We start from the raw sequence: 25,185 nt of genomic DNA, 5'->3' as shown, positions 1-25,185 counted from the left end.
TGTTTTTTTAACAGTTAGGTCAAACTACTTCTAATCTTCTTTCTAACTATTAAAAGAATAGTAACCAAAATCCCAAATAAGAAAGCTCCAAATACAGCACCCTTAATTTTTCCAATATGATTTTTCTCCAATGGCAGAACCGGCTCATCGATTAATTGAATCAGCGGAGTTTCTTGTCTTAGAGAAATCTTGGCTATTTCCAGATTTTTGATTAACTCAGTTAAGATTGCTTTATTACTTTCAGAAGAAAACTGAGACTTCTGAACAGGAGCACTACGAAGCAACAATCTTGTAGGATTTAAATTAGGAGTAGCATCAATTATTGAAGCTGCGTTATAAATAGCCCCGTTCATAACTGACCTTACAGAATCTGTTTGATGTTGTAGATTGGCAATATTATATATCGACCTCTTAGTTTTAGTTTCAATGTAAAATTTACTTACTGTAGATACAATTTCATCGCTAAATCCTTTTGCGAACGCTTCGTCTTTACATCGGACCTCAACCTTAATAATACTTGATTTCTTATCCGGCTTTACTACATTAAGATAGTTGCTTCTGATTGCCTTTACAATTTCCCCAATTAAACTATCCTGTACTAAATCAGGTTTCATATTCACAGTAAACCTGACGTTCTGAATTTTCGGATCTTTGTTCCAGGACTCCCGCAAATTATTAAATCCTATATAGCGGTTAATTAATAATTCTTTTTTATTGTCATAAGTAGATTCGCTTAGCAAGGCTTTTTGTATCATAGAACGGGATTTGTACAGCTCTATGATATTATCTCCGGCAAACAGGCCACCGCCGCTTCCACCGATATCAATACCGACCATAGATGCAATACCAGCATACTGGCCTAAGCCTCCACCAGCTCCACCTTCTTCCAATACAAACACAGTCGTCGCAGTATATACAGGTTTACTATACTTGGCATATACAAAACCAAGAATTGCCCCTACAACAACTATAACTGATACTATAACCCATTTAGAGAGTAAATATTGATATAGCTCCCTTATATTCAAGATAAATTCCTTTACCGAATCCTCATCAGCCTGGTTATTACCGATCTTTTTTTCTTCCATATTGCGCTTTTCCAAGCTCATTACTTAATTAATTAACAAATTCCAGATAAAATATCTTTTATCCTATTATCGCAATATTAGTACTAATGCTGTAATTAAACCTGATAAAGCTGCTGAAACAGCAGCAATCCCTGCTACACCAAACTTTTCACGAGGGGCACGCTTCGGTACAAAAATCTCCGCTCCTGGCTTAACCACAGGGTAATTATTAAAGAAAAGGAATTTGCTCCCTGCATCTACAGACCCATTTGCATATTGAATATAAGCACTTTTTTTATTCGCACTATAGGTAAAACCACCAGCACCATTAATATATTGCTTCATACTCTTATTTGGGCTGTAAACAATATTCGTTGGTCTAAGTACTTCGCCAGTAACCTTAACCGTTTGTAGTTGCTTAGGCACTCTGATCACATCTCCATCTTCCATTAACAAATCATATTTTGAAGCAGGAGACTTTAATATTTTCACAAGATCAATGCCGACCAGGTCACTTCCCAAGATTTTGACCTCCTGAATAAGTTGTGCCGTATCTTGCACACCTACGCCCTGCAGCCTTTTTAAGTTGGCCATTTTCTGCATTTCCTCTTCTTCCTTATCAATAGCATTTTTATTAGAGGCAGACTTTCCGCCAACTAACTTTCCATTTTTATCTCTTTTTAGTTCTTCTTCTATACTCTTTTCCGGGCCAGGTCGCTTTAATGATGCACCTTCAGCAAAAGACAGTATAGTTAGACCTCCGGCGCGTTTAATGATATCAGAAATACGCTCATCTTTTCTTGTAATGGTATAGATTCCCGGATAAAGTACTTCTCCTTCAACTTTAACCTGTTGCTGCACACGGTATCCTTCAGAACTTCTGATAGACACAATATCAAATGGCTGCAACACAAAAGTTGTATCCTGCAATTTCAGATCTCCGGAAATTTTAACATTTAATATTTCAGCCGTTTTTGCTGAAATTGAATTTGCATCCGCATTTTTTATTCTTCTGGCAATCTCAATACGATTCGGGGTTGCTCCTTCTTTAAATCCACCAGCCATCTGGATCAGGGATTCCAAAGTCATTCCCTCTGCATAATCAAATAAGCCGGGCTTTCTAACCTCACCTTTAATATCTACCTTATATTCTTCACGCAAATCAAAAATAGAGGAAATCGTCACTTTGTCTTCTCTTCTTAAAGTAATATCCGGCTCTGTCCCCTTCAGGATTTTATCTACATCAAAAGATAATAAAGCCAGGCTATTGTCAGGATTCAGACGTGAAATATAGCCCCTGTTTAAGAAAGCATCTTCTTTAAGCCCATCTGCCTTTTGAATAAGTTGTTTTAAAGTCAGGCCATTTTCCAGCTCATATGGCCCCGGACGAAATACAGCACCTACAATTTCAACTCTATTTGCAAAACGATCCAAAATAGCTTCTACTAAATATTTATCACCATTTAATGGATTATATTTCCTGAAATCATCCGCATTCACATCCGTAATCCGTCTCTCTTTATTCGTATTCTGTAAAACTTTAATTTTAGCCGTATACGCTTTATTTGAAAATCCACCAGCAAAAGAAATGACATCCTCCAGTGATTCATTATTTAACACCTCATACAATGCAGGCCTTTTTACTTCACCAGACATTTCAACTCTGGTCTGATAAACAGGAATATTAATTACATCCTGATCCTGAAGACGGATATTTCCCGTTTGTACTCCATTTAACAGGAAATTATAAACATCAATAGTGGATACGATCTTATTGTTACGGATCACCTGGATCTTTCTGAATGACCCATTATCATTAGGGCCACCTGATGCACTTAACGCATTAAAAACTGTTGATAAAGATGATAAAGTATAAGATCCAGGCTTAACAACCTCTCCTAAAAGCGTAATTTTAATACTTCTGATATTTCCCAGATTGATAGCAACACTCGTTCTTCCATTTTTTAAAGCAGGATAAGTTTTGGACATAACCGAACGGATTTTAGAAGTTGCCTGTTCAATAGACAAACCGCCTACCTGGACCAGTCCAACATACTGCAAACGGATATTTCCGTCAGGGCTCACCTGAAGCTTATAATTTGCTTCATTGTCACCTGTCAGATCAACCAGCAATTGATCATCAGGACCAATAATATAACTTTTAGGCGTAGCCATTCTCATGTTGGGCTCAAACGTTATATCATTATTTTTAAAAAGCTCGGCTCCGAATATTTTAGGAATCAGATTCCCAAAAGCATCCCTTAAATCAGTCTTAGCCCTATTATTACCTTTTCCTCTGCTCGTTGAATCAGTATCTTCATAAGTCCGCGCCGAAAAATCATCCGTAGCCTGGGTATTTACTTTATTATCCGAAGTATTTGTTTTTCTGATTTTGGCTACACGGGCACGTAATTTTACGATCTCTGCGGGTTTCATACCCTGTGCAGCTGCCATTTGTTCTAATTGTGAATCATTATATCCAACAGACTCGGCGCGTTGCATCAGTTGAGCAATCTGAGCCTCAGTTAATTCATCGACTTTTACATCAGAATAATTTGTTTGTGCATAACTTTGCTGACAAACTATTAGACAAGATAGAAACAGGAATGCAACTATTGTTTTTTTAAAATTCATAAGGTAACCAGTAATATTTTTTATAACTATTCGAAATGATTTAGGGTATTAAACCCGCCCTCTTTCAAATATTCGTCCTTTTTCATTAATTGTAAATCCGCGTGCACCATTTCTTTAACCAACATCGGTAAATCATACTTAGGCGTCCATCCTAATTGCGTTTTGGATTTTGTCGGATCACCTAATAATAAATCAACTTCAGTTGGCCTGAAATATTTCGGGTCTACACTTACGACAGTTGTTCCCGGCTTCAAATAAAGATCATTTAAGCCTAAAGATAAAATAAGATCCTGATCAATGTCTATAATAACACCTTTTTCGTTCTCATCTTTTCCACTAAACTCTATTTCAATTCCTAATTCTGCAAAACTCATCTTTACAAAATCCCGTACAGTTGTTGTTACACCTGTGGCAATCACAAAATCTTCAGCTTTATCTTGTTGAAGAATCAACCACATAGCCTCTATATAGTCTTTAGCATGGCCCCAGTCTCTTTGCGCTGAAAGATTTCCCAGATATAGACATTTTTGCAAGCCTAAAGCGATTTTACTCGTTGCTCTTGTAATTTTTCGTGTAACAAATGTCTCTCCCCTTAACGGGCTTTCATGGTTAAATAAAATTCCGTTGCAAGCAAACATACCATAGGCTTCTCTGTAATTTACAGTGATCCAATATCCATATATTTTAGCAACAGCGTAAGGTGATCTGGGATAAAAAGGTGTACTTTCACTTTGAGGGACAGCCTGGACCAAACCATACAGCTCAGAAGTAGATGCCTGATAAATTTTTGTCTTTTTCTCTAAACCAAGAATACGTACTGCCTCTAACAGGCGAAGCGTACCCAAACCATCAGCATTAGCAGTATACTCAGGCATTTCAAAACTCACCTGTACATGACTCATTGCCGCAAGGTTATAAATTTCATCAGGCTGAACTTCCTGAATAATACGGATCAGATTTGTAGAATCTGTAAGATCTCCAAAATGCAATTTAAAGTTGACCCCATTTTCGTGTTGATCCTGGTATAAATGATCAATTCGCTCCGTATTAAACAAAGATGATCTTCTTTTGAGTCCATGAACAAAGTATCCTTTTTTCAAAAGAAATTCTGCAAGATAGGCTCCATCCTGGCCTGTAACACCGGTTATTAGGGCAACTTTCATTGGGTTAATATTTTTTTATGTAGGGGTCAAAGATAAATGAATTATTTGATTACTGAGAAATATATGAAAGATGAAAGTACTTATAAATTTTGTATACAGAAATTCAAACTATCTCTCCAATAAGGTATTTCAATTCCCATTACAGACTTGATTTTTGTTTTATCCATGACCGAATAATGCGGACGTTTTGCTTTGGTCACAAAGACAGAAGAAGTAACAGGTAATACCTTCATATCAATTTCAGCAAACTCAAAAACGGCCTTTGCAAAATCATACCACGAAGCGACACCTTCATTACTATAATGATAGACACCATAAGCATTCTTGTCGTTTTTTATGATGTTCACAATAACCTTTGCTAAATCTACCGCATAAGTAGGAGTACCCACCTGGTCATAAATAACCTGGAGCTGATCCCTGCTTTGTGCAAGTTTCAACATTGTTTTCACGAAATTATTAGCTTTTTCAGAATATAACCAGCTCGTTCTTATAATATAATACTTCTCCATGACCTGCTGAATCTGAAGCTCACCATTTAACTTGGATAAACCATAAGCATTAACAGGATTTGTCGGTTTGTCTTCTGTCAAAGGGATACCAGAATCTCCATCAAAGACAAAATCAGTAGAGATATGAAGGAGGGTTGTATCATAAGCCAGGCAATTTTCTGCGAGTCTTTTTACTGCAAACTCATTCACTTCAAAAGCCCGGTCCAGATCTTCTTCAGCCCGGTCTACTTCAGTATATGCGGCACAATTAATACAATATAAAGGCTTATAATGTTCAAATAACCGCTTTACATCTTCACTATTTACAAAATCCAGATCAGATCTGGAAAGAAATATATAGTTAAACGTCTCTTCTCTGCCCGAAATAACTTCATTCAGGCACTGCCCAAGTTGTCCGCTTCCGCCAATTACAATAATGTTTCTCTTCATTAATTTTTATTCCCAATGTGAAATTGAATACCTATAGATACAGGATTCAATAAATATTCCGTTTTATGGAATTTATTCAGAGAACGAACATTTGTCACATCCTGAGGGACAGATTCCTGGCGCTCATAAGAATAAAAGAATTCCATATTACTTTCAACGAAGATAGAAATTTCTTTAATAGGGCTGATTTTTATTCCAAGAACAGGTGTGATTGTAAAACCTTCTTTAGTCGCTATTACCTGATTCGCAGGGATCATATTATCCTGGGAGCCTAATATCGGGTTTATATTTATGGAAGTTCCTTCGAACTTGTTTGACCTGTACCCTAAATCAAGAGCAAAATAAGGTTGAACCCTGGAATAAGTAAAGTTCTTTTCAAAACCAATTTTAAAAGAGTAATCTTTCATTTTTCCGCTGACAGATTCACAGTTTTCACAGTTGTTTAAGAAGTTGATATCTTTATTCATATAACTACCGTTCAGTCTGTAACTGAATAGTTTATCATTAAATTTCAATATAAAACTACTAAAATTACTGTTCAGGTAATTATTACCAGTGGTCTGATTCATTATTTTTGGCATTTGCATATAGCTATATCCTCTGACCCCAATACTATAGAGGTAATCACCATTAGATTGCGAATAAGCCATTGTAGAAAGCGCTAGAAAAAAAATAATCAGGTAAGTCTTCATCATAAAAATATAGGGACAAAGTTTAAAGTACTGAATAGAACACATTCCGTCTTTAAACCATATTAAATCTTAATAACGCAATAATTCGACCAATTTCCTTAAATTAATTACTATCATTTGAATTTAACTATATAGGTATAAAGCCTGAAGTTATAAACAATTTTTTTACCAGTTTTAGCTAATTATTCCCCTCAGCTAAACAACGGAAATAGACACCCTGGCACTTAAAATCGCAAAAATATAAAAAGTGACAGTATAATAAGCGAATTCAAATGTTACGCACATTTAATAGAGATGAAAATAATTTTGAATTACATTATTTAAATATAGAGTTGATTATACTTTTTGGGACTAAGGTTTTAGTTCTGGCGAACCAAATTTAGCTTCCATTCTTTCAATTACCTTCTTTCCTAAAGCGATTCCTTTCAACTCAAAAACCTGATAGGTGAAATTTGAAATTATAATTATCCCTCCAAGAATTACAAATACCAATAAGTTATCCCAAATTGCACTTCCCGTTGTCATTACTCTGACAGGAATATTGTTTTCAATAACCATTGGGGTAAAATTCCTTCCAGACACTTTACTGGCAATCATAGCTGTACTTAAGATGACCAATAATACAGCGAGGTGAATAATATAAATAGAGTAAGATAACTTTCCCAGATAGCTGATCGGATTAGATTTTAAAAATCTTGAAACGATCCCCCGGTCAAAAGCAAAGATGATTACTGTTAAACAAAAAAGAAGGCTGATAAAAGCACCTTTATTCTCAAAATTACTTATTACTACTATTATTATAGCTGCAATTGAGATTAATTCCAGCAAATCAAATATGATTTGCGGAATAATTAGTTTAGAAATCCTCAAATACACCAGGTAACATAAACTACCAGCAAAAAAGCAAGAAAGACCTCTTAATGCTTCCAATTTAAGAACATCGGAATGAAAAAATAAGGCAATAAATGCAAGAATAGAAAGTATTCCAAAAATGTATTCCTTCATTTTCGGTATCCAAAACATTATAAAAGCAAATATGATATACATATAATACTCAACGCTAATACTCCAGGAAACGTAATTATAAGAAAGGGGATTAGCACCTGGCAACCAGGACTGTAGTAAAAACAAGTTAGGAAGTATTTGAGTAGGGGCATAATCGCCGGTAAAAGCAGCATTATTAAACATTATCCCTTTTTTCTGAGCAAACCATTTTGCAACCTCTAATAAGATAAAAACAAGAAGCATGACTAAATGCAATGGAAACAATCTAAAAGTCCTGCTAATAAAAAAACGCTTGAATCTTTTCAATTCAAAGTCTTTCTTACCATAGGTATGGTATAGAACAAATCCGCTTAAGACAAAGAAAAATTCAACAAAAAGATAACTATTTCTGAAAAAATCATGTTTTGCAAAACTGTTCAATACATGCGTATGAAAAATTACAACGAATAAGGCACAAAGACCACGGAAACCATCTAAAGCAAGAAATCTTTTTATCGGCATTAAAATAAATTAAAATTATATTTAAAACCATAAAACTTGAGCTACAAGAAAACTACTGATTTCATAAACAAAAACCGACAATGCCGGCTTTTGTTTTAATAAAATTATTGGTTAGCTCCTTAACACCTCTTCTATCCGGAAAACCTTTATACCTTCCGGCATTTCCCATTGTAACTCTGCCCCCTGCGGATAGCCCAGCATGGCCACACCAATAGGTGATAAAATCGATAAAGTATTATTTTTCCTTTTCGCATGCTCAGGAGCAACCAGGTTATAAGTAAACTCATTTCCAGAAACCAGTTCCTTCACCCTTACCCGGGTATTTACAGTAACTACATCTTCTGGCAGCTCCCTATGTAATACCTGCCTGGCATAACGAAGTTCCAGCTCTAGTTTATTTTCATTGTATTTGCTCAGCTTTCTTCTTCTGAGGTGACTTTTTAACAGGTCAAAAATGCCTCTGGACAAAACGATCGGTCTGGTATCTATTTTTATTGAAGTAATATTCATATGTGATAATAATGAGGTTATAAAAAAATGAAAAGATAATTAGCCCCAGCCTGCAATATTCAGCTGAGGCATGCTCCTCAAAGTCTTTACAACTCATTTTCAAAGAAAAATTCATAATGTCCAGGATTACATTCTATTCCTATAACAGGAATACAAAAAGCAATAGCTGTAACGCGAAACAAGCTGAAGCCGTAATGCATTTCTGAAAGAATAAAAAATGATGAAAAGAATTTAAATCAGGTTTAGTTCCTGTACCCCTATACCTCTAAAAGGCTGGGGCCTGATGAATAAAGTCCTTGCTGCTTTTAAGAAATGAATCACCCAAACGATATTGGATAGAAAGAAAACGGCAAAACATAGCCAGTGCGATCCGCATTTGTAGCGCGAGCAGTTCGTGGGAAGTTTTATTTAACCATTTAAAAGGATTCATTATTCAAAGATACCCTAAATGTCCGGATATAAAAAACCCGGACCTTACCCCTCAGCCTCACTATATTATCTTAAGGATTAAAACAAAGTTAACCATACTAAAATCACTAACCCTTTTACTCTTTTAGTCAGTTATTAGTTTCTTTGGACACTTAGTCACAGAAACGATACAAATCGGCAACAATTCGTCCAATACAGCGCCTGGCCACACATTTAACTAAATCCATACAATTCTTAACTACGTAGGTATGGCACGGAATTTCCGTTGGCCTTTATTTTGCAACATTTCATGTAACAAAAATTATTTTTTGATAAATATCATTTTCTTATCCCCGTTAAAATCTATAACATATGATTCAAAATATTGGAAAAAAGCTTAGAGCAATTCGCAATACGCATTGCATTAGCCAGAAAATCGTAGCCGATCAGTTGGGAATATCTGTTACTGCCTACTCTAAAATAGAGACTGGAATAACTGATGTTTCCTTCCATAAAGTTCAGCAAATAGCTGATATATACGGAGTTTCGATAATTGACATGCTTCGTATAGGAGAGAAAGACTCCCAGGACGAGCAGTATCCTGACGTAAAAAAACAATTAGATGAGCTGAGTGAACGTTACAACGATCAACAGAAAAAAATCATTCAATTGTATGAGATCATCAGGACCCAAAAATCTGCATCACTTTAAAGCAACACGATAAACTAGTTTCTAACCAACTCCCCCATGCAGCGTGTAAGGGGAAATAAATGCTCAATAAGGGAATTATTTTCCCCATAGCCAGAATAAATCCCCACTTTGTGTCGCTTAAAGTAAAGCGGTAAATAAAAAAAGCTTCCCTTCTGATAAAAGAAGAGAAGCTTAGCTATTTGCCTTTTAGCTAATACCTCCATCTACTGAAAACCACAGTCAATTTTTCATGCTCAACTTATTTCAGCAGCCGCTCATGCTGCCTTAATTTTCGGAAATCCAAAGCCAGAACAAACAATTATCTTACTGCTAATTCAGCTAAAGCGGACCAACAGCGCTCTGCTTGTAGCTGTATTAACCAAGGTATGAGTCCACCTTTCCCGTAAATACGTGGACTCACTATGAAGGCACCCTGTAACCGATATGGATTCATACAGGAGACATCCCGAAGCCAACTAGTTCCAGACCAGTCTAAAAACATCTTTCACAAAAAAGCCTTGCTATTTCCAGCTCTTAATTCCTGGATCAGGAGATTAAGTAAGGAAACAGCAAGGCCGTTTTGGAGAGACTATTGATTCAGTTAATTTATTTCTGGTAACTTCCGAATAATGCAACAGCCATATCCGGATAATCCGAGATAATACCGTCCACTTTCAGCTCTGCCATCTTTTTCAAAGATTGCTCGTCATTTACAGTCCAAGGCAAGACCTTTATACCTGACGCGTGAGCCTCTTTTACAAATTCAGCATCTATCATCAGATAATATGGACTTAAAGTGTCAGGCGTGAAACCAAGCTTATCCAGGTTAACTTTAAAGCTGTCTTTGTTCGCAATCAGATAAGAAAGCTTTTGTTTTGGATATTGCTGATGCAAAACCACCAAAGGCCTGGTATCAAATGATTGTATAGTTACTCTTTTAGTAATGCCCTTAGCTTTAAGCACATCCATTACTAATTTGGCAAACATTTCAGGAGCAGGATGCGCGGTAACATCTCCTGCAGCCGAACTTTTGATCTCTATATTATAAGCCATAGGCTTCAAATGATGCGCTTTCACATAAGTCTCAACACTATCAATTAATACTGCCAACAATGGCTTCACTGTTTTTAATTTCTGTTGCTTTGGAAACGAAGCATTGACTTTCGTTCCGCCATCATAGCTCTTAATGAGCTCATAAGGCATTTTATATAACAAAAGTGATTGCTCTTCTGCTTTAGTAATTGCTGTGCCATCAGGTTTCAGCATAAAATCGGCAGACATATACAAATCATGAGAAACCACGACCTGGTTATCCTGAGAAATCACGCAATCCAATTCCAGTGTCCTTACCCCAATAGCTACTGCATGGAGCATAGCTGCGATGGAGTTTTCAGGCATGATTCCTCTGCCACCACGGTGACCTTGTACATCAATTTTTTGCTGGGCAATTGCAGTCGATAAACCAAAACAACCCACGATTAAAAACAAATATTTCATATAACGAGAATTAAAAACTGTAACGAAGTCCAATCTGACATTGATAAGGATTACCTGAAGGCTTAACCACACCAGCACCATTCACTCTGTAAACAAAGTTATTGGTTGTTTTATTAAATCCATCAACAGCAGGTGTAGTTGCCGTTTTAGGGATACCAATCGAGTACAAGGCCTGGGTACCTAACGATTCATTCACGCCCCATTTCTTATTCAATAAGTTGGCAACATTGAAAATATCTCCAGACAACTCTAAAGTATGTGTTTTATACAGTTTAAATTTCTTGGTGATCCTTAAATCAAAGATTCCGTAAAAACTGTTGACCCCGCCATTTCTTTCCGCTATCTGTCCGGAGTATTTCAGGATATAATCTTTCACACTCTGACTTGCATTTGGATTGTCTAAAACTGCCTGCAAACCAGCGCGAACATTCTGGGCAACTGCTGGATTGTTTCTGTCAAAGATGAAAGCCAGGTCATTACTTCCAACAAAATCACCATTCGTATTACCACCCGATAATAGTGTATAGCGCGTGCCACCGATACCTGAATAACGAAGACCAACCCCAATTCCGTGAAAGGTTGGTAAAGTCCCGTACACTACAATTTTATGGCGAAACTGATTATCAGATGCTGTCATTTTGCTCAAATCGCGCGGATCATCTTTAACCGGTAAAGATAAAGTTGCACTATTAGCTACGTTACCATTGTAAGAAGTATTATCTCTGGCATCATTCCAGGTATAACTGAATGAAATTGCTCCATCCTTAAAGTACTGGTAGCTACCATCAATTACCACGGCAAACTGATTCACTTTACCCTTACTGTTTAATTCCAGCACACGGCCTAACTTATTACTGATACGACCTTGCTGCCAATCTGGAGAACTATTCTGAATGGTTTCTGCCGGCACATAAACTCCGCGGTTATCTTCATTTGATAAACGGAAATAAGGATCAGTGACCATATTACGATCTACGTACATATAATTATGCCTTCCTAAAGTCATATACCCCGTAATACCAACTTTCAAACGGTCAGTAATAAAACGGCTATAAGATACATTGGCTTTATAAACAACCGGAACCTGCGCATCATTCGCATTGGCATTAATTGTTGTTAATTTATTCACACCAGGCAGACCAAACAGATCCTGTCCAGGCGCACTGCCTGGGTTTGCACGGTAACCAGGAAAATCAGGTCTTGGTACACCTGCCCCTCTCACATCGATCGAAGCCAGGTGATTTCCATCAAACACCATATTATTGATCGTTGCATAGTTATTAATGTCTGATGCAAAAATACCCGCGCCGAAACGAACAAAATCCTGGTGTTTATCATTGATATCCCAGTTAAATTGAACACGTGGCTGAATTTGAAGTGTAGAAAGTGAATTATCAGTTCTTAAACCCAGCTCATCAAATACCAGCTGATTAAATTTCCCTTTAGGATAGCTGCTGTAATCCAGACGTAAACCTGCAACCATATCCAATCCTAATGCAAGTTTCGCTTGCATCTGACCATAAATTGCAGAGTTATAAATCCCTTGTTTCACACTAGGATCAGCCACCAAAGGCACTTCCCTGGTATAACGGTAAGGAGTTCTTGATTCAAAATTATCCAGCGCGGAAGTTCCTGTGTTCGCATCTTCTCTAAAATAGAAACGTCCATTTAATTCACTTCCATAAGTTGAATGGGCATTGGTATACATGAAGTCAACTCCAAACGTATATTTGATTTTATCAGTGTTATAATAAAGGTTATCAACTAATTGGTATACATTGTTTGTGAAGCCTTCTTGCGCAAAACGATGTCCTCCCAATTGAATATCTGTGGACAGTGATCCTGTACCGATCGTAGAAGTAACCCCTTCTACAACAGCACGCGGAATATTTGCCGAAGGCAATTGATCACCAGGGCTACTTAACTGATAAGTGTATAAATGTTGTGCTTTTAATTCATTGGTCAATCTCGGACTAATGGAAGTACGCAGGGAAGCAAGCAAACTATTATCAATGTTCTTATCATTACCATAAGATTCATATAAATTGATAGCTGTATTGTCTTCTAATCCTTGTGGGTTTCTGCTGTTTGTATAATTATCACGAACCGTTAACAGGTTTTTCTCATTGATCTGCCAGTCTATACGCGCAAATGCCGCATCAGATCCTCTTTTTTTATTAAAAGAACCAAATTGAGGTGTATTTGCTACCCCATATAATCTGCGTGAAATATCAACAAAGCGATCTAACGTAGGCTGATTAATTTTCAACCTGGTTTCATCTGCCGGAGACAGGATATTAGCAATTTGTAATGGACGGGAATCCTTTTCATGATCCCAAACCATAAAGAAGTGTAACTTATCTTTAATAATCGGCCCGCTCAAAGAGAAACCATATTGATAAGTAGAGAAATCTGATTTTCGTTTATTTCCATTGATATCATAAGGGCTGGATAACCAGTCCGCGCGTCCATAAGTAAACGCACTACCACTTAATGTATTCGTTCCTGATTTGGTTACCGCGCTGATTGCACCACCACCACTTCTTCCCTGAGTTACATCATACTGATTGGTCACCACCTTAAATTCACGTACTGCCTCTATTGAAATCGAATAAGGCGCACCGCTTCTGCTGGTTGTTGAACCTGCAGAAGTTGGGTTCTTAGCAGTCATCCCATCAATCGTAAAACCTGTAGATGAGCCCAGCTGACCCGAAATATTTGTGCCTTTACTTAATGGAGAAAGATCAGTCAGGGAAGCAAAATTACGTCCGTTTACTGGAAGCCTGGTAATGTCCCTGGCCGAAATGGTCGTCGCTGCACCTAAGGTTTCCGTCTTGTTTTTCATTCCTGAACCTACAATCTCGACTACAGCAAGATTATTTACAGCATCTTGCATTAAAATATCTATTCTTAAAGCATCCCCCTGATTCAGAGAGTAGCCTGTTTTCTTTTGTTCGCCAAACCCGATATAGGTAGCGGTAACCGTATAAGGTGTTCCAAGAGGAAGCTCTTTAAAAGTATATTCCCCTTTGGCATTAGTGGTTGTTCTGGTTGTAAAACCTGTAGACTCATTCCTTACTTGCACGGATGCGCCAGGAATAGTTTTTTTAAGGTCATCTGTTATAATTCCGGAGATAGATGCCTGAGTCGTTTGCGCTGCTAATTCGTTTTTAAAAAAACAACAAAATAACAGCAGGAGCACTGTGCAGAGTAAATTTTTCATCATGTGATTTGAACTTATTTTTTCGGCAAATTTAAATGCCCTTATATTAGCATCAGAATATGTCTGTATTAAGAAATCACACCACTAGTTAACAAAAATCAACGATCAATTGCAGTAAAATCAATCCTTTCTTAAACAAAACAGGCCCGAAAACCGGGCCTGTTTTGCAAAATTCAATAAAACCTGAGGCTTTCTTAAAAAGCAACCGAAGTGTGTATCATCAGCCGGTTTCCCGCACTTACACTACCCGATGCCAGATTTTGAGCAGCAATGGCCTGATAATTCACACCAAAAGAAACTCTTTTAAGATTAGCCTCCAAACCAGTTAAAATAGCCAGAGAATAACCACCAGATACATCAACAGCAAACTTTTTGCTTTCTATATCCTTCGCAGAAGTTTCATAAAGCACACCTGCATTTGGGGCTAAAGTCAACGTTTTCGCAATCCTGATTTTATAATAAGCCAGCGCATTGGTGGTGAACTTATTTCCATAACGATAATCGTATTTGTTGGCGGTATTGATTTTATAATTGGTATTTACATTCACCCCAAAATCCATTAACCGGATATCGTAAGTTGCATTCAATGTAAAATCTGTGCTGGCCGTCCCTAACTGGAAGTTATTTGGAGATTCTGTCAGCACATCCCTGTCACGTGGTTCATATTTACCACTCGGCACCTTCACCCCGGCGCCAACCCACAACGATTGCACTAATAATTGGTCATTTACCGTGTTTCTGCTACTGAAAAGATTATAATAACCCATCAGGGCGATATCTCCCAGCCCACTCTTCTGTCCTTTGGTTTCTACACTATTCCGCTCATTGAAATTATAAGGAACAAAATAAAGGATACGGAATTTACTGCCCAGGTTCCAGCCTCCCCAAAGTTCTGCAGACTGATAAGTTTCATTCGTAGTGAGGTAACTGGTTTTACCACCGGGACCTAAGTGGGTCCTCAAGGTTTTATGCTGATACCGCAAGCCAATAAAACGTTTATTGAATTCAGGTAAAAGCCCCAGATAATAGCTTCCTACACCACAGCCACAGATATCACAAGCAAAAGTGCTGAAGCCACAAAGGCTAATAAAAAGTAATAAAATATATTTTTTCATGAGGAATATTATTGTTCTGCCAGATCCTTCCGGGTTACGAAATCCTTATCATCCAGCGTTTTTAAAAAAGTAAGTAATTTGAGTTTATCATCTGCAGTTAAGGAAATCCCCAGCTTACCGTTCTGTTGCAGCAAAGGATCAAGATTTGGAGTTGCCTGAACTTCTTCCGCATAATGTGCAAGTACACCACTTAGTGTTAAAAACCTCCCATCATGCATATAAGGAGCCGTATAACTCAGGTTTCTCAGACTTGGCACTTTAAACTTATAGTCATCTTTAGGGTTAAGCGTTGCCATAGCGCGACCCTGATCATGGTTAGGCCCAATAACAAGGCCATTATTTCGGAAAGTTCCATCAGTGAACAAAGGTTCACTATGGCAATTGCTGCATTTCTCTTTAAAAATAGCATACCCGGCCTGCTCATCGGGCGTAAAAGTCTGCCCATTCTCTTTGCGCATCACCTGATCATATTTTGAATTTGCACTCACACACATGACCATAAACTGAGACAATGCTTTCATCATCCTAGCATTGGTAATTTCAGCTGTCCCAAAAGCCCGGTTGAACAAGGTGACATATTTTGGCAGCTGTTTTAACTTCAACAGTACGTTCTCCACCTTTTCATCCATCTCTACTGGATTGGTGATCGGGTTGATGGGTTGCAAATCAAGGTCGAATACCCCACCATCCCACATGAAAGTTTTATTCCAGGTCAGGTTCATAATCGGTGGTGAATTCCGGCTGCCTAAACGGTCATCAATTCCATGACTTACATCATGCCCATGCTGGGTAAATCCTGAAGTCTGAATATGGCAGGAACCACAGGAGATGGTATTATCCCTTGACAAACGAGGTTCATAAAACAAAGCCCTTCCCAGTAAAAAACCAGCTTCAGTCAGCTTATTATTTTCGAGTTTATAAACTGGTTCAGGAAAGTTGGAAGGCCTTTGAAAGCCCAGAAATGTACTGACTGTTTCCTGGATATTTGTTTCCTTTTTACAGGCATAAATAAACAGACTGAAAACCAGTAGAATCAAATATAATGTTCTCTTGCCCATCTGCTTAATTCTCGGTATGGTCGTGGTAAAACATGCTGCTGAAATTATTGGCCACATTCACACTATAATTACTAAACATGACCTGTGGATTAGCTGCGATGCTGATATTGGTTTTGCCATTGAAAATTTTCATCACGTCTACCATAAAATGGACATTACTTTCCCTGCCCGCTCTTACGCGTGCTATCCCAGCAGCAGAAAGATCTACTGTAACCGTTTTAATGTTATTGAAAGTAGGTGCTGAATAACCGCCGAAACCACCAATATGGAACCGGAATTTACGAACACCTGTCGGGTCAATCGGTGCTTGTTCGGAAGTCCCTTCCATTTTAAAGAAAATGTAACCACTGTTCCATCCCCAGTACATTCCATCGTCCATTCCACCAGTGGGGTCCAGTACACCGGTCCGTTTAGTAATATCCATTGTATTTCTTAAACTATCTACGCCCAAAGTAAAAGTGAGGGTCTGGTAATCACCTTCAGGAACTTTGACCTTACAGAACTGTGAAGCCCCGTCACTTTCTTTCACCAGGAAATAACTTTCTTCCTGGGGAACGGTGAACTCCTGACCGTCTTTAGTTTTCACTTTAATATTGCTGATAAAATATTGCAGTAACTGTACAGAGAACTGTTCTCCAGCAGCATTTTTATAGGTACCCGTGTTCAGTTGCAGATTGCGGTCCCCTGCAATATTGTCAAATTGCAGGCTTAGTGTCGCTTTATTAGCAGAAACTGGCTGCACATCATCCTTTTTAGAACAGGCTGTAAGGATAGTCAGCAAGGAGAAAATCACGATAACGTATTTATATATTAGTTTCATAAAAAATCAAATGAGTTGTTGTAGATTTTTGTTTTGGATAAAAGAGCTATCAGTCAGGCTCTTTAAAAATTAAAAAAAAGATAATATTTCTTCGTATAAGCGTATTCAGGCCACATCATTAAGCATACCCCTTTCCTCACAACCACTACTGTTAATTGCCACGGAGTAAAGAAATAACAGTTAAGAAATAATGGACAAGGCATAGCCCGGCTTACCGTTTTAAGCAAACAGCAGCTATTACATTAGAAGAGAAAAATTAAACGTTTCGTGGTGGGTGGAAGATGTCAAATGAACGCTGCACCGTGTTTAGAGGAAGACATTCAGGATAAATAAGCATAAAAACAGGGAATTTGAACGTTATTTTCAGTGTTTCACCAGGTAAAACTTCATGATAACGGTTCTTCTGTTCCGCACGTTCTTGTTTTTTCTCCTTTTCCTCTGTCTGTCTTAATTTATTCATCAGGTAACAATGTCCATTGCAATGCATCCAGGGACGCGACTTATTTTCACAAAGATTTGCTGCAATAAACTGCTGATTAGCTTCAAAACCAGCGTAAACAATAAACCTGGACAGATTGGTACCTATCAGTGTGACTAATACAACAATTGCAATCAGACGGTTTAACATTTACCGCAAAGTTAAACATTATTAAAAATCTTCGTTCTTAAAAACCGAACTCTTTTTTTTGTAATATTGACTCTAAGATCAGGTGTATGAATATTATTATCAGGCTCAGAGAAAAGTATGCAGCCTTATTAAGAGATAAGCAAATTCCCTTAATGCAATCCAGAATCAGAATTTTAACTTTTGGATTAATCCTGATGATCGCCCTATTATCGATCATTATCCTAAAGTCGATGATCAGAGGAGATTATAAGACCTCAGCAAGGCTCTTAATTTCGGTCAGTGCAATGTGTTGTGGACTTTACCTGATGTTTGAAAAGAATAACTGGAAGCTGGCAGGCCATCTTTTTCTCTTATCGCTCTGCAGCGTGATCTGGACGAATATAGCAATGTACACCTTTGGCATTAACCTGGTCAGCTTACAAATCACTTTAATCATTATTTCTGCCAGCTTTTATATACTGGGGAAAAACTGGGGCATAGTTTATTCATTTGCCAGCGTAATTCCAATTATCCTGCATCTGCTGTTAACCAGTGGTCAAAACGGAAAAATGACAGTTACGCCATTGCAACTGAATAACAGTTCATTTATGCTGGCCCTGATTGTCAATTTCGGCATTTTGATTACTATGCATTATGAATTCTTTAAATCCTTTTTTAAAAGCAACTCTAAAGAAAGAGAACTGAATACCCAATTGCAATCAGCGCTTAAAGAAGCACAGGAAGCCACAAAGTTAAGAGCCGATTTTCTCTCTTCCATGTCTCATGAATTGCGGACTCCTTTACATGCAGTAATTGGGCTGATTAATATTTTAAGCGTAGAAAATCCAAGAAAAGATCAGGAAGAAAATCTGGCTGTACTCCGCTTTTCGGCAGAAAACCTGCTTGCACTGATCAGTGACACGCTCGATTTCAGTAAAATGAATGAGGATCAGATTACCTTAAACAAATCTTCTTTTAATTTGAGTATGCTGCTGCAGAATATTCTGGCTTCTTTCCGGCCAAAAGCAGAACAGAAAAAAATTGATATCCAGCTGAATATAGACTTTGAAAATGCCCCGCTGCATATTATGGGTGATCAGACCAGACTTGCCCAGATATTAAACAACCTGATCTCCAACGCTTTAAAATTTACAGATAACGGCGGACAAGTAGAAATTCTGGTCGCAACAAAAAACCAGACCGCAAAACATATCCTCTTACATTTTGCGATTAAAGATACAGGCATCGGTATCCCTAAAAACAAACAGGAGATTATTTTTGAACCCTTTTTACAAGCAAATAATAACATCACCAAACGTTATGGAGGAACAGGGCTGGGACTGGCTATTGTCAAAAGGCTGATTGGCTTGCATCTCAGCAAGCTGATCCTGGAAAGCGAAGAGCATGTCGGTTCAGTATTTTCATTTGAAATTAAGTATGAAATCGCCGTACCTGTAGTTCCGCTGGAAACCGAACAACCAGTTACCGGGACCATTTCTACAATCAGTAACCTGAACATCCTGATTGCAGAAGATAACATTATCAATATTATGCTGCTCAAAAAGATCCTTGACCAGTGGAACTGCAATTATTCGCTTTCCAAAGATGGTAAGGAAGCCCTTGACATGGTAAAAACCGGAGGCTTTGATGTAGTCCTCATGGATATCCATATGCCGATTATGGACGGATTCGAGGCTTCCAGACACATCAGAGAATTGCCAGATGTGAATATGTCAAAGATTAAAATTATTGCATTAACAGCTTCAAGCGATGTAGATATACAACAGTCTTTTAGCTATACTTATCTCGATGATTACCTCACTAAACCCTTTTCCTCTCAATTGTTAAAAGAAAAACTGGAAGGAGTAGTACAGCAACTATCCGGTAAATAAACCGCTCTCCGTTGATCACCAATAAAGTCGAATACCTATGAAGCTTAACACACGGCATCAACTCCAGCACATTTACAGCAGACGGACCGTACAACTTCTGATCCTGATTATTTTGGCGGCCATCATGATTAACGGCGTATTTTTTTTTCACCTGATCCGTCAGAATAAAGACAGATTGAGAAAAAGGGAGCAAAATGAGAAGGCTATGCTGCTCACACGCCGTATCCTGGGCAATATGAAAGATGCTGAGATCGGAGAACGGGGTTATATCCTGACTGGCAGGAAGAAATATATGATGCCCTATACCCGGGCTATCGAAGTTGTTTTTGACAATCAAAAAAGGCTGACCCACCATATTTCCAAAAACTTTAATACAGAGAGCCTGAATGATGTGGTGATGCTCAACAAAGCTATTGCAGAGAAATGTACAGCGCTCGAAAGAACAATCCAGTTGAAAAACGAACATAAAGATGCACAAGTGCTGGAAGAGATTAACTCTGATGTGGGAGAGAATCAAATGAATAAAATCCGGGAGATCTGTAATGGCATGTTAAAGGATTTCTATGAAAATATCCAGGATGAAGATCAGAAAGTATCTGAAACACTGACCCGGACCAAGGTCAGCTTATTATTTTTCAGCACGATCGTGATTGTAGTTATTGGTATTATGAGCTTCAAATTAAAGAAACGCCAGAAAAAAATAACTGATTTATTTGATGCCCTGGAACAACAAAATTCAAGGCTGCTGATTCATCAGCAAGAACTGCGGAATCTGAGTGAGACCTTCTCTTCGAGAAATTCTGAACTGGAACATTTCACGCACATCATATCACATGATCTCAGAGGGCCATTAAATAATATCCAGGCATTGATCAGAATTCTGGAAGAACAGGACTGTGATAAAGCAAATGACCCCGCATTCAAAATGTTAAAGAGTGTTTCAACAGGCTTATTTCACAAACTGGATGATCTGATTATTTTATTGAAACAACAGAAAAAAGGTTTGTTGCTTAAAGAGACGATTTTATTCGCTGAATTGCTGGAAGAGGTTAAAAACAATCACAAAATGCAGATTGAACATTCGGGAACATTTATCGAAGCTGATTTCAGCGAAGCCGGGGAAGTTGCCTTTGTTAAAATATACATGCAAAGTATCCTGCAAAACCTCATCACCAATGCAATCAAGTACCGTGACCCAAAGCGTAAAAATCAGATTTTCCTCCGAACCTATCAAAAGGAAAATACCATACACCTGATTATAACAGACAATGGGAAGGGAATCGATTTAAATAAATATGGCAATGAGATCTTTGGCTTGTTCAAAACTTTTCACACTGAACAGGACAGCCATGGGATCGGCTTGTACCTGGTCAAAAAGCAAACCACCGAAATGGGAGGAAATATCACTGTAAAAAGTGAAGCTGGTGTGGGAACAACCTTTACCATTGTCATTCCTACGAAAGCCGTATAACTATCTCCGCTGATCTTTAAGCAGGTTAATCTTTAGATTGAGCCAAAGTCTCTGCCTGTACGCTGACGCTCTGCTGCCAGCTGACGCGTTTAGAGCAACAGAAGCTTTAAGTTAATTACAGTGCTTACATCCACCTGCTCAGGTAGGTATTGAATGCATCTTTATATTGTTCACCTACGGTTATACTTAGTGAGCCGATGGTCAAACTATTCTTGGTGACAGAATTTACCTTTTCAAGTGAAACGATATAAGAGCGGTGAACCCTCATAAATATTTTAGCAGAGAGTTTTTGCTCCAGAACTTTAAGGCTGGTTAAAGTCAATATCGCCTTGTCTGCGTTTTCCAGATAAACTTTTACATAGTCTTTAAGCCCTTCAATATAAAGGATGTCTTTAATAGCGACTCTAACCAGGTGGTATTCAACTTTTAAAAAGATATATTCTTCTTCCTGTTCTGTCAGAATAGCAGCTTGCCGGGCAGGTTTAACCAGTTCGGCATAAGCTCTTCCCTTATTCGCTGCAATCAGGAATTCTTCATAATTAAATGGCTTCAACAGGTAATCCAGCGCATCTACTTTATAGCCTTCGAGTGCAAAGTTATTGAAAGCTGTGGTGAATATTACCCTTGGGCCATTACTGCCGGGCTGCCTGTCCAGAATCCGTGCCAGTTGAATCCCGGTCAGGTCTGGCATTTGTATATCCAGAAAGATCAAATCTATTTCTTTTTCATGAATCATAGCCAGCGCAGTTACTCCACTGGAGAAACTACCTGCGAGACGTAAAAAAGGGGTTTGTTCAATAAAACTGCAAACCAGTCCAAGGGCTAAAGGTTCATCGTCTACCGCTATACAGTTCAGTATCATCAAGCATTAAGGTTAAGTGAACAATAAATTCATTGGTATCTTCAGTCTTACCGGCCGAAAAAGTATGTTTTCCCGGATATAATAAATCAAGGCGCCTTTTAGTGTTGGTGAGTCCGATACCCCCATAATTATCTGCAATCTCCGCATTTTCATTAAAAATTGAGTTCTGCACTTTCATCTCAAGTGTGTTTTCTTCCATACTCAGCTCAATAGAAATGACTGAGGATGAGGTCGAGCTCACCCCATGTTTGAAGGCATTTTCAATATAAGGCAGAAATAACATAGGCGCAATTTGTATATCATTGTTGATCAGCGGGCCTTCAAAAATTACTTTAGTTGTATCATTGAGACGAAGTTTCATCAGTTCAATATAATCGACGATAAAAGAAACTTCTTTACTCAGCGGAGTGCTGCCGGCTTGGGTATCGTACAAAAGATAACGCATCATTCTTGATAATTTATGCAGGGCATTACGGGATTTCTCTACATCCACATGGGTTAATGCATAAATATTATTCAGGGTATTAAAGAAGAAATGAGGGTTAATCTGCGCTTTCAGAAAGGATAATTCTGATCCTATCCGGTCTTTTTCGAGTGCTTCCTGCAATTGTTTGTTAGCCTGCCATTTCTGGATCAAGGTCACACTGGTACTGATTCCGATAATCAACAGGATCATCATAATCAGAAAGATATCCAGTTTATCATTGTGTCTTGGAAGTTTAGTAATTCCTATTTTATGAAAAGCTTCTGTAATCAGCACCGCTAAATTCAGGATATTATCCAAATATCTCACCATCACAGTACCTACAATCACGAAACCAACAATTGCGAGTAAATAACCGAGTGAATTATTTCTTAACAATAGTTTAGGTACCAAAATACCGCTATTCACGTAAAATATAGTAATCAGAAAAACCAATTCGCATCCTTGCTTAATCCAGAGCTGATAAGGAACTTCAATACTCCATGTCAATGGCATATAAAAAAGCAGGACAAAAGAGAACAGCATCCACACTAAAATATGAAGGAGAACTGTGATATAGGAACGGCTTTTTACTGCATTCATCTATTCAAAATTTAAATGATATTGATCAGGGCAAGTTAATCAACCTGTAGTAATAGGTGCAAATCTTTCCATCGTCCACTTTTCGTTCTTTGTCGGTATATTTTAACCAACAGTCGATTATGCTTATTCGCCTCGTTAATTCACGTTAATCAGCGCTGTTAAACCAGATTTTCAAGTTCATATTTAACTAAGTATTCTGGTTGATCAAGAAGGTATCGTATATATTCAGCAGCTGGCCAACGACTATACAAGGAGTTAGTCCGGAATACCTGGACATCAGAAAATGGTGATCAAAGAAGGAATATTAAAAGTTTAAACGTAAGACGCCACCTTTAAGGTTGTAAAATTCTTTATCCGGATAGGCTTCCAGCAATAACTCTCCTGCAATGACACTTCTGATTCCAGAGTGGCAGAACAAAATTACTTTCTTTCCTTTAATGGGTGGGATTTGCTTTTTTAGCCCGGATAATGGTAAACTGATATAGTCAAATCCGGATGCTGCAGGAAGTTCACCTGGTTCCCGCACATCAATAATCGTAAAATCCTCTGCTTGTTTCACTTTGTTAAATTCTGCCGGACTCATTTCTTTAACTTCTCCGGTCTGTTGTTTAATGCCGCAAAACCATTGATAGTCCATTTGAGCGAAAGCTTCCAGACTAACAGGTAATGTGGTTTCTGCTGAATCAGCAGGTGATAGCTTAAGCTTATACGTTTCGCCCGAATACAGGTTATAGATGATCATTTTATTGATCAGTGGCATTCCAACTCCTGAAATCAGTTTGATTGCCTCACTGGCTTGCATCATTCCAATAATACCTGGTAAAACACCAAGGACTCCTGCTTCCGAACAATTTAAAACTTCACCTGGCTGTGGAGCACTGGGAAAAACATCTCTGTAATTTACTTTAACACCATCAGCACCTGCCACATTAAAGACGGCAATCTGTCCTTCGGATTCGGACAATGCGCCATAGATTAAAGGTTTGTTCAATAATACACAGGCATCGTTGATCATATACCTTGTCGGAAAGTTATCTGATCCATCAATCACGATATCAAATTCATTTAAAATTGATACCGCATTTTGATTCGTTAATTGTAATTGATAAGGAATAATTGTAATATCAGGATTGAATTTCCCTAACCTTTCTGCTGCGCAGGATGCCTTTGAAAGCCCCACATCTGCAACAGTGTATAAAATTTGCCTGTGCAGGTTACTCAGCTCGACTACATCATGATCTACAATCCCTAAAGTGCCGATACCAGCCGCAGCAAGATATTGTAGAACGGGACAACCCAATCCACCTGCACCAATGACCAGTACTTTTGCTTCAAAGAGTTTCTGCTGCCCACCCGACCCAAAATCTTTAAGTAATATTTGCCGCTGATAGCGTGCTTCGCCTTTTATATTCATTATAAACTCCGGAAAATGATCTGGATATAAAGATAGCGGATTGAAAGAACTTTCGAAAAAACAGGTAACCCGGCACGATTAAAACCGGCGCCCTATGAAGCTTTTCTGAGGAATATTGGGTTGTGATTACATACGGTAGCGCAAAGATACGGATCTGCCTAATGCCTGAGCAAGATCAGGTTCAATAGTAAATTCACCCTCCTGTTGCATCCAGACCTGATTGATATTTTTCAATAAAGTCACCGGCTGCCCGTTTAAAATTATTTTCAATTCGGTAGTTTCTTTATTTATTGACGCACCATTTACAATTTCGTACACATAATCTGTGTCTCTATACGTTATACGCATTTTCAATCCCATATTATTCTCCTCGACTCCAAAGATAAATTAAAACTCCTATAACGACGTGTTTTTGTTGCTATTGCTAAAGAATAATTAAAAATTCAGCTTATAATCTGTTCAGGCCACTTTTTAGGGCAACTATTTTTTCCTGACCCCGTCTTCAAAACATCCATTGTCTCAAGGGTGTAAATAAATTCGTTAAATTTGGAC

General features: G+C 38.0%; 20 protein-coding genes. 3 read left to right on the top strand and 17 right to left on the bottom strand.

Annotation, left to right across the window (positions count from 1 at the left end; all coding sequences use genetic code 11):
- Positions 1 to 14: 14 nt before the first annotated feature.
- The 7 genes from AY601_RS22430 to AY601_RS22400 form a co-directional block, all read right to left on the bottom strand.
- The gene (locus tag AY601_RS22430) at positions 15 to 1,109 is read right to left on the bottom strand and encodes a Wzz/FepE/Etk N-terminal domain-containing protein (protein WP_068405410.1); all 1,095 of its coding nucleotides are present in this window, start codon (positions 1,107 to 1,109) and stop codon (positions 15 to 17) included.
- Between the two features lie 45 nt (positions 1,110 to 1,154).
- Positions 1,155 to 3,701, bottom strand: a complete 2,547-nt coding sequence (locus tag AY601_RS22425) for an SLBB domain-containing protein (RefSeq protein WP_068405406.1) — start codon at positions 3,699 to 3,701, stop codon at positions 1,155 to 1,157.
- A 26-nt stretch (positions 3,702 to 3,727) separates the two neighbouring features.
- Positions 3,728 to 4,864 carry a GDP-mannose 4,6-dehydratase gene (gene gmd / locus AY601_RS22420; RefSeq protein ID WP_068405403.1) on the bottom strand — a complete coding sequence of 379 codons (1,137 nt, stop codon included), beginning with the start codon at positions 4,862 to 4,864 and terminating at the stop codon, positions 3,728 to 3,730.
- A gap of 80 nt (positions 4,865 to 4,944) precedes the next feature.
- Positions 4,945 to 5,802 carry a dTDP-4-dehydrorhamnose reductase gene (gene rfbD, locus AY601_RS22415; RefSeq protein WP_068405400.1) on the bottom strand — a complete coding sequence of 286 codons (858 nt, stop codon included), beginning with the start codon at positions 5,800 to 5,802 and terminating at the stop codon, positions 4,945 to 4,947.
- Positions 5,802 to 6,497, bottom strand: a complete 696-nt coding sequence (locus tag AY601_RS22410; RefSeq protein WP_068405397.1) for a hypothetical protein — start codon at positions 6,495 to 6,497, stop codon at positions 5,802 to 5,804. Before AY601_RS22410 ends, rfbD begins: the two co-directional genes overlap by 1 nt.
- A gap of 348 nt (positions 6,498 to 6,845) precedes the next feature.
- On the bottom strand, positions 6,846 to 8,000 hold the full coding sequence (locus AY601_RS22405) for an acyltransferase family protein (RefSeq protein ID WP_068405394.1): 1,155 nt from the start codon (positions 7,998 to 8,000) through the stop codon (positions 6,846 to 6,848).
- Between the two features lie 111 nt (positions 8,001 to 8,111).
- Positions 8,112 to 8,510 carry a GreA/GreB family elongation factor gene (locus tag AY601_RS22400; protein ID WP_068405391.1) on the bottom strand — a complete coding sequence of 133 codons (399 nt, stop codon included), beginning with the start codon at positions 8,508 to 8,510 and terminating at the stop codon, positions 8,112 to 8,114.
- Between the two features lie 780 nt (positions 8,511 to 9,290).
- On the opposite strand from AY601_RS22400, the gene AY601_RS22395 reads away from it, so the two are divergent.
- Positions 9,291 to 9,629 carry a helix-turn-helix domain-containing protein gene (locus AY601_RS22395; protein ID WP_068405388.1) on the top strand — a complete coding sequence of 113 codons (339 nt, stop codon included), beginning with the start codon at positions 9,291 to 9,293 and terminating at the stop codon, positions 9,627 to 9,629.
- Positions 9,630 to 10,214: 585 nt separating this feature from the next.
- On the opposite strand, the gene AY601_RS22390 is transcribed toward AY601_RS22395, so the two are convergent.
- The 6 genes from AY601_RS22390 to AY601_RS22365 all read right to left on the bottom strand — a co-directional run bounded on the left by AY601_RS22390 (position 10,215) and on the right by AY601_RS22365 (position 17,949).
- Entirely contained in the window at positions 10,215 to 11,105 is an 891-nt protein-coding gene (locus AY601_RS22390) for a glycerophosphodiester phosphodiesterase family protein (RefSeq protein ID WP_068405385.1), read from the bottom strand.
- 10 nt (positions 11,106 to 11,115) lie between these two features.
- On the bottom strand, positions 11,116 to 14,331 hold the full coding sequence (locus AY601_RS22385) for a TonB-dependent receptor (RefSeq protein WP_068405382.1): 3,216 nt from the start codon (positions 14,329 to 14,331) through the stop codon (positions 11,116 to 11,118).
- A 191-nt stretch (positions 14,332 to 14,522) separates the two neighbouring features.
- A complete protein-coding gene (locus AY601_RS22380; RefSeq protein WP_068405379.1) occupies positions 14,523 to 15,443 on the bottom strand; it encodes a transporter in 921 nt (306 codons plus the stop codon).
- 8 nt (positions 15,444 to 15,451) lie between these two features.
- Positions 15,452 to 16,501 carry a cytochrome-c peroxidase gene (locus AY601_RS22375; protein WP_068405375.1) on the bottom strand — a complete coding sequence of 350 codons (1,050 nt, stop codon included), beginning with the start codon at positions 16,499 to 16,501 and terminating at the stop codon, positions 15,452 to 15,454.
- Positions 16,502 to 16,505: 4 nt separating this feature from the next.
- Entirely contained in the window at positions 16,506 to 17,321 is an 816-nt protein-coding gene (locus AY601_RS22370) for an MbnP family protein (protein ID WP_068405373.1), read from the bottom strand.
- A gap of 256 nt (positions 17,322 to 17,577) precedes the next feature.
- Complete coding sequence (locus tag AY601_RS22365; RefSeq protein ID WP_068405369.1) at positions 17,578 to 17,949, bottom strand: hypothetical protein; 372 nt, start codon at positions 17,947 to 17,949, stop codon at positions 17,578 to 17,580.
- 86 nt (positions 17,950 to 18,035) lie between these two features.
- Between AY601_RS22365 and AY601_RS22360 the strand changes: the two genes are divergently transcribed.
- Positions 18,036 to 19,820 (top strand): ATP-binding protein, encoded by a 1,785-nt coding sequence (locus AY601_RS22360; protein ID WP_068405366.1) that lies wholly within the window; start codon positions 18,036 to 18,038, stop codon positions 19,818 to 19,820.
- Between the two features lie 37 nt (positions 19,821 to 19,857).
- Positions 19,858 to 21,291 (top strand): ATP-binding protein, encoded by a 1,434-nt coding sequence (locus AY601_RS22355; RefSeq protein ID WP_084359395.1) that lies wholly within the window; start codon positions 19,858 to 19,860, stop codon positions 21,289 to 21,291.
- A gap of 124 nt (positions 21,292 to 21,415) precedes the next feature.
- Here the strand turns inward: AY601_RS22355 and AY601_RS22350 are convergent, their stop codons facing one another.
- From AY601_RS22350 to AY601_RS22335, 4 genes are all read right to left on the bottom strand, one after another.
- Positions 21,416 to 22,153: a LytR/AlgR family response regulator transcription factor gene (locus AY601_RS22350; RefSeq protein ID WP_068405359.1), complete on the bottom strand. Its 738-nt coding sequence runs from the start codon at positions 22,151 to 22,153 to the stop codon at positions 21,416 to 21,418.
- Complete coding sequence (locus AY601_RS22345) at positions 22,122 to 23,219, bottom strand: sensor histidine kinase (protein WP_068405356.1); 1,098 nt, start codon at positions 23,217 to 23,219, stop codon at positions 22,122 to 22,124. The genes AY601_RS22350 and AY601_RS22345 overlap by 32 nt, the downstream gene beginning before the upstream one ends.
- 304 nt (positions 23,220 to 23,523) lie before the next feature.
- The gene (locus AY601_RS22340; RefSeq protein ID WP_068405353.1) at positions 23,524 to 24,633 is read right to left on the bottom strand and encodes a HesA/MoeB/ThiF family protein; all 1,110 of its coding nucleotides are present in this window, start codon (positions 24,631 to 24,633) and stop codon (positions 23,524 to 23,526) included.
- A 126-nt stretch (positions 24,634 to 24,759) separates the two neighbouring features.
- A complete protein-coding gene (locus AY601_RS22335) occupies positions 24,760 to 24,981 on the bottom strand; it encodes a hypothetical protein (protein ID WP_232324650.1) in 222 nt (73 codons plus the stop codon).
- Positions 24,982 to 25,185: the final 204 nt, after the last annotated feature.

Source organism: Pedobacter cryoconitis (assembly GCF_001590605.1).
GTDB lineage: Bacteria > Bacteroidota > Bacteroidia > Sphingobacteriales > Sphingobacteriaceae > Pedobacter > Pedobacter cryoconitis_A.
This window is presented reverse-complemented; position numbering and strand designations above follow the sequence as displayed.

Excerpts from the sequence above, each read along its gene's own strand:
- AY601_RS22430 (WP_068405410.1), bottom strand. The coding sequence starts at position 1,109 with ATGAGCTTGGAAAAGCGCAATATGGAAGAAAAAAAGATCGGTAATAAC.
- AY601_RS22425 (WP_068405406.1), bottom strand. The coding sequence starts at position 3,701 with ATGAATTTTAAAAAAACAATAGTTGCATTCCTGTTTCTATCTTGTCTA.
- gmd (WP_068405403.1), bottom strand. The coding sequence starts at position 4,864 with ATGAAAGTTGCCCTAATAACCGGTGTTACAGGCCAGGATGGAGCCTAT.
- rfbD (WP_068405400.1), bottom strand. The coding sequence starts at position 5,802 with ATGAAGAGAAACATTATTGTAATTGGCGGAAGCGGACAACTTGGGCAG.
- AY601_RS22410 (WP_068405397.1), bottom strand. The coding sequence starts at position 6,497 with ATGATGAAGACTTACCTGATTATTTTTTTTCTAGCGCTTTCTACAATG.
- AY601_RS22405 (WP_068405394.1), bottom strand. The coding sequence starts at position 8,000 with ATGCCGATAAAAAGATTTCTTGCTTTAGATGGTTTCCGTGGTCTTTGT.
- AY601_RS22400 (WP_068405391.1), bottom strand. The coding sequence starts at position 8,510 with ATGAATATTACTTCAATAAAAATAGATACCAGACCGATCGTTTTGTCC.
- AY601_RS22395 (WP_068405388.1), top strand. The coding sequence starts at position 9,291 with ATGATTCAAAATATTGGAAAAAAGCTTAGAGCAATTCGCAATACGCAT.
- AY601_RS22390 (WP_068405385.1), bottom strand. The coding sequence starts at position 11,105 with ATGAAATATTTGTTTTTAATCGTGGGTTGTTTTGGTTTATCGACTGCA.
- AY601_RS22385 (WP_068405382.1), bottom strand. The coding sequence starts at position 14,331 with ATGATGAAAAATTTACTCTGCACAGTGCTCCTGCTGTTATTTTGTTGT.
- AY601_RS22380 (WP_068405379.1), bottom strand. The coding sequence starts at position 15,443 with ATGAAAAAATATATTTTATTACTTTTTATTAGCCTTTGTGGCTTCAGC.
- AY601_RS22375 (WP_068405375.1), bottom strand. The coding sequence starts at position 16,501 with ATGGGCAAGAGAACATTATATTTGATTCTACTGGTTTTCAGTCTGTTT.
- AY601_RS22370 (WP_068405373.1), bottom strand. The coding sequence starts at position 17,321 with ATGAAACTAATATATAAATACGTTATCGTGATTTTCTCCTTGCTGACT.
- AY601_RS22365 (WP_068405369.1), bottom strand. The coding sequence starts at position 17,949 with ATGTTAAACCGTCTGATTGCAATTGTTGTATTAGTCACACTGATAGGT.
- AY601_RS22360 (WP_068405366.1), top strand. The coding sequence starts at position 18,036 with ATGAATATTATTATCAGGCTCAGAGAAAAGTATGCAGCCTTATTAAGA.
- AY601_RS22355 (WP_084359395.1), top strand. The coding sequence starts at position 19,858 with ATGAAGCTTAACACACGGCATCAACTCCAGCACATTTACAGCAGACGG.
- AY601_RS22350 (WP_068405359.1), bottom strand. The coding sequence starts at position 22,153 with ATGATACTGAACTGTATAGCGGTAGACGATGAACCTTTAGCCCTTGGA.
- AY601_RS22345 (WP_068405356.1), bottom strand. The coding sequence starts at position 23,219 with ATGAATGCAGTAAAAAGCCGTTCCTATATCACAGTTCTCCTTCATATT.
- AY601_RS22340 (WP_068405353.1), bottom strand. The coding sequence starts at position 24,633 with ATGAATATAAAAGGCGAAGCACGCTATCAGCGGCAAATATTACTTAAA.
- AY601_RS22335 (WP_232324650.1), bottom strand. The coding sequence starts at position 24,981 with ATGCGTATAACGTATAGAGACACAGATTATGTGTACGAAATTGTAAAT.